At 56.7% G+C, this 9,311-nt stretch carries 5 protein-coding genes; 3 read left to right on the top strand and 2 right to left on the bottom strand.

What is annotated here, in order from left to right; all coding sequences use genetic code 11:
- Positions 1-674: 674 nt before the first annotated feature.
- On the bottom strand, positions 675-1,556 hold the full coding sequence (locus tag EN780_RS05830; RefSeq protein WP_128272577.1) for an SIR2 family protein: 882 nt from the start codon (positions 1,554-1,556) through the stop codon (positions 675-677).
- 89 nt (positions 1,557-1,645) lie between these two features.
- On the opposite strand from EN780_RS05830, the gene EN780_RS05825 reads away from it, so the two are divergent.
- The 3 genes from EN780_RS05825 to EN780_RS05815 all read left to right on the top strand — a co-directional run bounded on the left by EN780_RS05825 (position 1,646) and on the right by EN780_RS05815 (position 7,841).
- A complete protein-coding gene (locus tag EN780_RS05825) occupies positions 1,646-5,137 on the top strand; it encodes an AAA domain-containing protein (RefSeq protein ID WP_128272575.1) in 3,492 nt (1,163 codons plus the stop codon).
- Positions 5,138-6,877, top strand: coding sequence for a phosphatidylserine synthase (locus tag EN780_RS05820; protein ID WP_128272573.1), 1,740 nt, complete (start codon positions 5,138-5,140; stop codon positions 6,875-6,877). It abuts the gene before it with no gap.
- Positions 6,878-7,205: 328 nt separating this feature from the next.
- Positions 7,206-7,841 carry a recombinase family protein gene (locus tag EN780_RS05815; protein ID WP_128272571.1) on the top strand — a complete coding sequence of 212 codons (636 nt, stop codon included), beginning with the start codon at positions 7,206-7,208 and terminating at the stop codon, positions 7,839-7,841.
- A 115-nt stretch (positions 7,842-7,956) separates the two neighbouring features.
- Here the strand turns inward: EN780_RS05815 and EN780_RS05810 are convergent, their stop codons facing one another.
- A complete protein-coding gene (locus EN780_RS05810) occupies positions 7,957-8,814 on the bottom strand; it encodes a DUF429 domain-containing protein (RefSeq protein ID WP_245499885.1) in 858 nt (285 codons plus the stop codon).
- Positions 8,815-9,311 lie beyond the last annotated feature (497 nt).

Genomic DNA, 9,311 nt, shown 5'->3' with positions numbered 1-9,311 from the left:
CAATAGTTGCAGCAGCGCGATACCCTCCGGTGGGGTAGCGGCCTCGCCCATACCCAAGGGCCCACGCTCGGCCACTAATAGAGCCTCTTTCGTGTAGCGGTAGCGGCTGGATTGGCTTCGTGGGGTGCGGTGGTGTAGGACACCGGGCCGAGCCGAACGCCGTTCCAGCCACAGTCCATTTTGTCAGGCAAAACGAACGTTGCCATTTGACAGAGCCGCAGTTCTAGCTTGACTAACTTTCGCGCTCCATCTTCGACGCGCTATTCTTCCGAGAAGAAGTCCTCGTCCAGCCTCTATGGCGAGGCTGACGCGAACGCCGAGGCCGTGTTCGATCATAAGAACGGCGAGGTTCTGCCCATTGATCAAGATCACTTGGGACAGATGCTTACGAAATCTCTGGCCTGGGCTGAGTGTGGGGTAGTGACAAACACGCCCTTGGTCGCCCGCAAGCCAACTAGGCTGCCACAAAGGCCTGAACGTCGGGCGGCCCGACGGTATTGGTGGACGCTTACCGTTCCGCCTGCACATAGACTCTGTCGAGCCCGAGGCGGTCCTCGTTCACGACTCCATCGATCCAGCTTGGCCGCTGTTCTGGTTTGTAAATTCCCTGAATAATGGATTGGACGTGACCGATAAAGGGCTCGCCTACCTAGCTGAGATTCCTTTCTGGCTTTTTACTGAATCACGCCTCGTACTGATAGTTCGTCCAGACGAGATCGTTTCAACTCATCGGGGATAAAGTTAATTTGCTCGTCTAGCTCGACGAGAAAGTCCTCGAATTTCCTATTAATTTGCTCTATGCCGAACTTCTTGGAGTACATCCTTTTCACTTGTGGGTCGTTCCGAGGAAAAACGGCATACCATGGAATTCCACTGTGCTTCTTCCTTATGGAGTACAGCTCGGCCGCGATGTCCATGTCGCCAAACGAGTACCCAATTAGCAGAACGCATGTTGATGAAAACGCTGTCATCGCTTTTTGAAGCATATTTCTATATTCTGTAATCATTTCCAAATAGTCGAACTGCGTAATTACTAAGCCGCCTTGCCCGATTGGCTGATTCGCATGCGTTAGGCTCCCATGCGGTTTGTACAGCGCGGTTCGCGGCTTGATTGGATCTCTGGAGCTGCAAATTACATCGAGAACACCCGGTTGGCTCTTGTATCCAAGTTCAATTAACTCATCGTAATTCGTCGTGAACATTGCCGCTGGTCCCATAAATGGCATGACTAGATGCTGCCAAAGCGGTTTATCACACGAGAAAACGTCGACCAGATATTCGCTCAACGCTGTCCGCCCGGTCTTCTCTTCAATTATGGCAGACGCGTGTTCAAGAGACATGAGCCTTAGTTCGGCAGGATCAAAACTCTTGCCGGCGCCGCTATGTTTGAACCGCTGCCAAAGGTTATTTCGGAGTTCGTAGGCGCTTGGCAAAGCCGCGCCGGCAGCATTACGTGCACCAATGGAGGCTCCTGCTCCTAAGAAGATGACCAAGCGGGAGCCGAAGAGGCCCCAGTTATCCGCGAATTCTGTGAGTGTTTCATCTCTTTGATGCATCGTTCACCTTGGAGGGGCATGCAAATCATGCCAGTTTGGGCCGCCACAGTATCTTCCGGGCTGCTTATCCGTAAACAGGGAACACCGTCTTGGCCGAAAAGAAAATCGGGAACCGCTATCGTCTGTCGAGGAAGATCCTTCCAGGCGATCCAATTCGCGGAGTACCGGAGCTTTGGACCGCTCACGATGGCGGGGATGTCTACTACATCAAGCTCTGGAAGCGGCGAGGAGATGACCGATCCGATGTTCGGGCGCTTTGGAACAGAGAGGTGCGCGGGCTCACTCGGCTTCAGGGGTATCCGGGTGCTTCTGAGTTATTTGTAAGGCTTCACGACCTCAGTGCAGATGAACAGCAATACTACGCCGTTCTGGATGGCGGCAGGCGCGTCCTCCTTAGTGAACTTCTCCGGGACAGAGCGCGCACCCCATGGCTCCTAAACTTATCCGAAGCCGGCAGGCGCCGACCCATCTGGGAGGGCATTCTTCGAATTGCTGAAGCGATATCGATCCTCCACGGAGAAGGGACGCTCCACCGGGCGCTTTCAGCTCAATCAGTTTTCGTTGGCCCTGATGGAGAGGGCGATTTCAGACTAAGTGGGTTCGAGTGGACCATTCGTGTCGCCGGAGGCGGAGGGCCTGCACCAAGTGTTGCCGGCAAGTCAGGGCTGATGGCTCCCGAGCTAGCCAGATCCGACCCGGAGTATTCAACGGCTACGGACTGGTTTGACCTGGGACTGCTCGCGGCCGGGGTGTTGGGGGCGTCCACGGGTAGGCTAAAAAAGCTTGAGAATCTGCGTTCGTCCATTGACGACTTTCGAGCCCTTCGCGTGGGAGAGAAGGATCTCATTCAAAAGTTAATATCCGACAGCCCCAGCGAGCGGGCCGGCTCGTCGGATGAGGTGCTCAGAGAAATTAGGAACATTGTTAGAGACCTTTCGGTCGCGTCTGCGGGGCCTGGGCGGCCGCTAGTACTAGCGCTCCGTCTGCAATCAGACTTGAACATATCCAAAGCCGTGGAGATTGCCTCGCAGGGTAGGGCGCCAGCGAGCGACCCGTTAGCTCAGCGTCAGTGGATAAAAGACGACCTTCGGGGCGATTTGCGAGTTACGGCCAGGCGAGCATCAAATCCTGTTTTCATTTTGCGGGGTGACAGGCTGGAGTATCGAGTCAAACCTTGGAAGGTCGGCGACCTGGAGACGTGGGATATAGGCTTTTGCGAATCTATTGAGGCAGTACCATCAACGGCAATCGACGATCAGACATTTGGCCTCGGTCAGAGGAAGCTTGAAATTCTTCCATTTTTTGATGTCAAGAAGACAACACAGAAGATTCGAGATAGGAGCGCTCCTTGGAATAAAGTTTTCCCGCTCGGTCGGCAAAAGAAGTCATTAGAACCACATCTTCAAGATGTGCACGACTTTTTCAGAATCACGCAGCAACTCGAGACAGCGATTACGTCAGCGCAAATATGCCAGATGTCAGTTGTATCGATAACGAGAACGGCGAACGAGACAGTTCTTGAGGTGACGCCGAAAGATGAGCCTGAGCGAAACCTTTTGGCCCAGCATCTTGGCTTAGCAAATCCGTCTCAGCAACTCAGAGATTGGTTCGATCTGGGCGCGGAGTCGGTGTCTGCTGACGACGACAACGACCGAAAGAAACATACCTACCAATTTCTAGAGCGAAGAACCATCGACAGCGAAAGCAGCGCAGTGGAATGGCGATTCTTGCGGGCAAGCCACGACCCGTCAGGCGTGCGCTACTTCTTTCGATGCAACGTTAGCATCACGATCCGACCCAAAGTAGTTTACTTGGCAAGAGGCTACGGGGGGACCATAGCCCAGCTTCGGCGACGGCACGAAGCCATTGAGGAAATGCGCTACCATGAAAACCTCTTGCGACTTATCTCTGACCCAAAAGGTGTCAGCCGTGTAAGCGGTGAGGGACTTCCACCTGCCAGATCCACCATTGAGATTGACGGCTCAAAACTCGACGCTCTCGAGCGGCTTTGGCAAACGCAACCGTCTTTTGCCATACAGGGGCCGCCGGGAACCGGGAAAACGACCCTCATTCAGGCATTTGCTGATCGGCTTTTCAACGCGGATCCCAGTGCGCAAGTGTTAATTACAGCGCACTCCCATCACACGGTGGATGACGTTCGTGGCAAGCTAAAGAAAATCTTCGGTACGCTAAAACGGGACCAGCAGCCCATATTGCTGCGTTTGGGAGCAAAGCAGCAAACCGAACACGACATCCGGCCGGTGACCGAAAACCTTTTGCGGCAGCTGCAGGTCAGCCGCTTGGCTGAGAGTGCCCCTGATGATCTGAAGCGAAGGATAAAAAAGCTCCTCCCGGGCGATGCCGACCACGGCGAGGCTGCTGAAACCGACCTTCGAACTATGCAAATGTTGGTTCAAGATGCTGCTAACGTCACGTTCTCTACACTGAACTCCTCTGAACTCGCCGATCTGAATGACCGGGGCAGGAGATTCGATTGGGTTGTTGTGGAGGAGGCGGGCAAGGCCCATGGATTTGATATGGCGATAGCTCTTGAGGAGAGTCACCGCCTTCTCCTCATTGGGGATCATTTCCAGCTCCCTCCTTTCAACTCGGCTTTGTACAAACGACTTCTAGGCGACCCTCTTCGTGTCCGAAATGCCATCCAAGCGGGCTTTCAATTCAGCCAAGGTTTGATCGATACGACTATCGTCGAGGATCGGGATGGCCGAGAGCCTTTCATCAACCGCTGCGAAAATTGGCGGAGGATGGTTGATCTCTTCGCCACCGTCTTCCAGCAAAGCGCCGGGGAGACTCTCCAGTCTCCCGGACCGGCCGCCACTCTGACTGATCAACATCGCATGCATCCGCACATCGCCGGACTTGTGGGACGGATTTTTTACCCCGACGCGGATGGCTCAACGATTCTTGATTCGCCTGCTAGCACGCACGAGCGCTTCGCTAAGGCGCCGCCGTTTGAGATCGCCGGCGGCTCATGGCTTCCAGAGCAGAGAATCGTCTGGTGCGATGTACCTTACAAACAAAAGAGGGAATTCTCTGAAGGAGAGACAGAAGGTGTGTTCGTCTCACAGCCCGAAATAAGGGCGGTGCTTAGCGTTTTGGACGAAATACGATCTCGTCCGGGCGAGGCCTGTGAAGTGCAGATTCTATCTCCCTACAACGACCAAATCGACGCACTGAAGGAGGCCCTATCAAGCGCCCGTCATGCCGGGAAGATTGGCCACATGTTCGAGGCTCCGTTCGATCTGCGGCTGCACAAGAGGCAGGGCGCCACCGTCGATGAGTTTCAAGGGAGTGAGGCGGATATCGTTATAGTGAGCCTTGTCCGCAACAATCCCCTTCCCCCCTGGGTGAGCGTTGGCTTTCTCAAGGAAGCCAATCGAATGAATGTTCTTCTGAGCCGAGCCAGGCACAAGCTGATCATCGTAGGGAGTTGGGAATTCTTCGCCACCCGCTGCGATGAAAAGACATTTGCGGACGCGGAGTACGCCTATATCGGGCGAATGATGGAAGAAATGCAGAATTCATTGACAGTCAAGCATCTGGCGCGGGTGAGCGTATAAATGAAGGTTCTCTACATACCGCTATTTCGCGCACCAATAGGTTACACTGTAAGCTTAGGCAGGAGGTGGACATTACTTGAACACCTGATATTGCATGATTTAGCTAGCAATAAAAGGACGGTACTCGAGCTGGGCGCTCTGGCAAATCTACCGGAACGTCTCGTGGTCGAGGCCCTAATTAACTTGCTACGAGCAGGTTGGGTTGAAATGCGCTCTGGCCCAGAAAGGGCGGTCTTCGCCGCGACGGCGGTTGGTAAGAAGAGGGCAGCTGAGAAAGAACTTGTGCCTGAATTGCGGCGTGAGCCGAAATGGGCATCTTTATGCATGGATCGGATCACTGGTTCATGGATGATCACCGAACATTTGGATCTGGTCTATCAAAGCGATCTTCCTGAAGACGCGTACTTGGTCACTCCAATTTTGGGCACATTGAACTATGACGACCCCGGCGTCCGAGATCTAATTTTTCTTAAACCGGATGAGGGATTCGAAGGCTTCGTACCGGCTTCGCGATCTCCATCGAGGCCCTATGCGCGGGTGGTGGTGTCGTATGGCCTCATCAAGAGGGGGCTTCCGAGCTACGCGTCACTCAAATTGCAGCAGGAAGTTCTACTGGCTGCACAGAATGTGGATGACGTTGAAGAAGTGTCGGACACAGAGCAGTCCATTCAGTTCTCAAGCGATATTGCGCCCGGGGACACCCTGACGGACGAAAACCTGATCGTTGGCGGTGAAGCACACCTGCAGGCCGTCGAGCGGGCTCTAGCTGGCGCGAAGTCGCATGTGATCTTACACTCATGCTTCCTGCATCCGGAAACCGTGCGCCGTCTCTTGCCAAGTATGGAGGGCGCCGCCCGGCGCAAGGTAAACGTTGAACTCTTATGGGGTCTCCGCGTCGACCCGGAGGCCCGGGAAAAATTACGTCCAGTCGGTGAAACAGAGGCGGTTCTCGACACGCTCCCAGCTTCTATTAGGTCGCGAGTTCAACTGTCTACGATATCTTCTGGGTCCCATTGCAAGGTTCTGATGCACGACGTGGCGGATGGGTCATGGGTTAGCATCGTAGGAAGCTGCAACTTCCTTTCATCGTGGTATCAATCAATCGACGTTTCCATTATGTCGGCCAGCCAACGATTGGCATCACAAATCCTCAGTCATCTGCTCTCGGCACAGCTCCCACCAAGCGGGAGTTGGTCCGCAATGGCTCGTAGGATGAACAGGAGTTGGAATCACGTTCGACAGGCCGCAGCCGCTTCGGCCGAACACGGCACTCATTCCCTAATATTGCTGGCAGACGGAGACCACTACGCGTGCGTCACGAGGGCTAGAGACTTGGCCAAGAAGCAGATCACAGTTGGGTGCGATCTATTTGGTCTCGCGGCGGAAACATCCACACTGCTCCCTCTCGAAAGGGCCGCTGAATTGGGTTCGCACGTCGACGCATATTATCAACGACCCAGCAAAACCCTCATCGAACAGGGCATGACCCCCGATGCCCAGCTCCTTGGCCGTCGAGGGATAAATTTGAGCCAGGTGGACGGGCTTCACGGAAAGTTCTTGCTCTGGGATAGTGACAATGCCGTGGTCACCAGCTTCAACTGGCTAGCCACTGTGGCTGCCGGGTCTCGATCGCGAGGTGCCGAGCTGGGGATTCTGGTTAGCGGACCAGGAATTGGTGAGATGCTGATGCGAAAATTGCAATCCGCGATGAGCGGTCCCCGCGTTGCTGCGTCCGCGTAGTCCGGTCATCGTACTGTATTGCGGAATTTTCGACACTTCGGCGTCGGTAGCCAGCTCTCATGATGTCAGAAAATGCGAAAAAATCTGAGGGGCCGGATTCGATAAGCTCAAGGCGCAAATCTCCCCCCCTTGGGTTGTTCGGTCCAGCATATCGATTGGCCGTGCTGCGCAGGGAAATGGATTGGCATCCAAACAAGCCGGCCCGTCCGAAAGGGTATAGCCTAGCGTACAGGCGAGGCTCTGTCCGGAAGAGTGTCCGTTAGGGTTGACTTCTCCCAACGGACAGTCTAGTCAGCGTACATCACGCTAACGGACACCGAGGAAGCCAATGTCCAGGACCATTCTCTATGCCCGCGTCTCGACCGTTGACCAGACGCTCGGTCACCAACGCACCCAAGCGGAGGCCGCTGGCTTCACCATAGACGAGGTGGTGGCAGACCACGGGGTCTCCGGTGTCAGCACGACGCTTGCCGAGCGCCCCGAGGGTAGAAGGCTCCGGGATATGCTGCGGAGGGGCGATACGCTGGTGGTGCGCTGGGTGGACCGGCTCGGCCGCAACTACCAAGACGTCTGCGACACCATACGCGAGTTCATGCGGAAGGGCGTGGTCGTGCGGACCGTGATCAACAACATGACGTTCGACGGGGCCACCAAAGACCCCATGCAGCAGGCCGTGCGGGACGCGCTCATAGCCTTCATGGCGGCAACTGCCCAGGCGCAGGCCGAGGCTACGAAAGAGGCCCAGCGGGCTGGCATAGAGGCCGCTCGGGCGCAGGATGACCGTTACAGGGGCCGCAAGCCCAGCTACGACAGGGCCGCGCTACGGGCCGTCACAGACATGCTGGCGGAGGGGCAAGGAACGTCTGCCGTTGCCAAGGCGTCCGGGCTCACGCGCCAGACTGTGCTTCGGATCAAGGAAGACCCTGCGGCGGCCGAGAAGGCGCTTGCAGCATGGGGCATGTGAGGGAGGACCCGGAGATGGCTTTCACGCTGGCAATGACCTTCATGGCCCTCTACGGCATCTGCGGAGCAGTTGCACTCGTCAGGATGATCGTTGGGCGGTAGGGGCGCTTGCGCGGTCACGGAGGTGGCCCTGCCGCACCCGTTTTCGCGCTGCCCGGCTTCGGTATCCATATTGCGGACTGGTCATCGCCAAAGGGCACCGCGCGGCCTTCCAAGACGCAAATGCCGACGGCCGCACAGACGACGGCGTCAAGCATGTCTTCGTAGGCTTTCCACTCTCGGCCGCTCGCGCTCGCACAATCGAGTTCTGGCATCGCCGCTTCGACACCAGAGAGTTCATTTTCCATCAGGGCCGCAATGGCGCTCATCTGACGTTGAATGTTGAGCGCCCGGACCTTGGGCGTCTCGTCGGGCCAGTAGCTACGTCTGTTGCCGAACTTGTAGGGAAGCCGACGCTCCGCAGAAGCGAACTCAATCAAAGCCGGGTGCGGATAGACCTCCACAAGGCCGCTCACCACCGGCCCAGATGTCCGCAGCTCGTAGCCCTTCAGCTCGAAGCTCGCCCGCAGCTTGTCGCTGACAAGCCCAGGACGGATCGCACTCGGTGTGTGTGTCCCCGCCCACCTATGCCCATAGGCCCGAGAGACCGCATCATCGCTGGCCCGGCGGGCTATGATTGGTGTTCGCGAAAGGGGCATGTCGACGGCGACCAGATCGACCGGGGAGCCCACCAAGGCATTGGCCGCTTCAAGTGCTTCGGAAGCTCCGCCCGTCGAGCCGGGTCGCGCCGGCACCTCGGCAAGCGCACAGAACGCGCTGTATGAGGATGCCGCCGCCCGCAACCGCCAGCCTGCGGGCTCCTCAACTGCCAACGCAACACCGCTCGGCTGGGCCGCCGTCCAAGCCGCATCTATTCCCAAGACCGCTCGCATATCGTCCTCGCCGACAACTTTTTTCGGGCACAGTTCGGGCACACATGCCTTGGAATGCCTTACGCCACAAGGGTCGGCACTAGATTAGGTATCTGGTGCGCCTATCTCATTGAAAATAATACGAAGTCTGGCCGTTGACACCGGGGTCGCCGTGACCAATATACGCCTTACGCATACCCGAGTGGTGGGCTTGGCCCGCCGCTGAACCCTGAAGACCAACCCCGCTCGCAGGCCATTCGGCCCTAAGAGCCTCCCTTCCAAAACCAGTTGGCTGTTCTTCCCAACAGCCCGGTCGATTGCAGCCATGCCTGACGTGCCTCTAGGGGCCGGCAGCGGGACCGTACGGGGCAAGACGATGATCCCCGGCCGAACCATAGAATGGAAGCGGGCTTGCACCCGAGACCGGCACACCGCCGGACGTGCAAGTACCGCATGAGCCGCCAATCCGGATTAGTCTCCGGAGCGGAAGCGGAACCAAGGGGTCATCCCCAAGGGGGAAACCGTGAACCGGGCAGGTCAGGACGACACCCGGCGGCAAA

This window comes from Mesorhizobium sp. M4B.F.Ca.ET.089.01.1.1, assembly GCF_004022605.1.
GTDB lineage: Bacteria > Pseudomonadota > Alphaproteobacteria > Rhizobiales > Rhizobiaceae > Mesorhizobium > Mesorhizobium abyssinicae.
This window is presented reverse-complemented; position numbering and strand designations above follow the sequence as displayed.

Bases quoted from the DNA above. Each gene is read 5' to 3' on its own strand.
- EN780_RS05815 (WP_128272571.1), top strand. From the start codon at position 7,206: ATGTCCAGGACCATTCTCTATGCCCGCGTCTCGACCGTTGACCAGACG.
- EN780_RS05820 (WP_128272573.1), top strand. From the start codon at position 5,138: ATGAAGGTTCTCTACATACCGCTATTTCGCGCACCAATAGGTTACACT.
- EN780_RS05830 (WP_128272577.1), bottom strand. From the start codon at position 1,556: ATGCATCAAAGAGATGAAACACTCACAGAATTCGCGGATAACTGGGGC.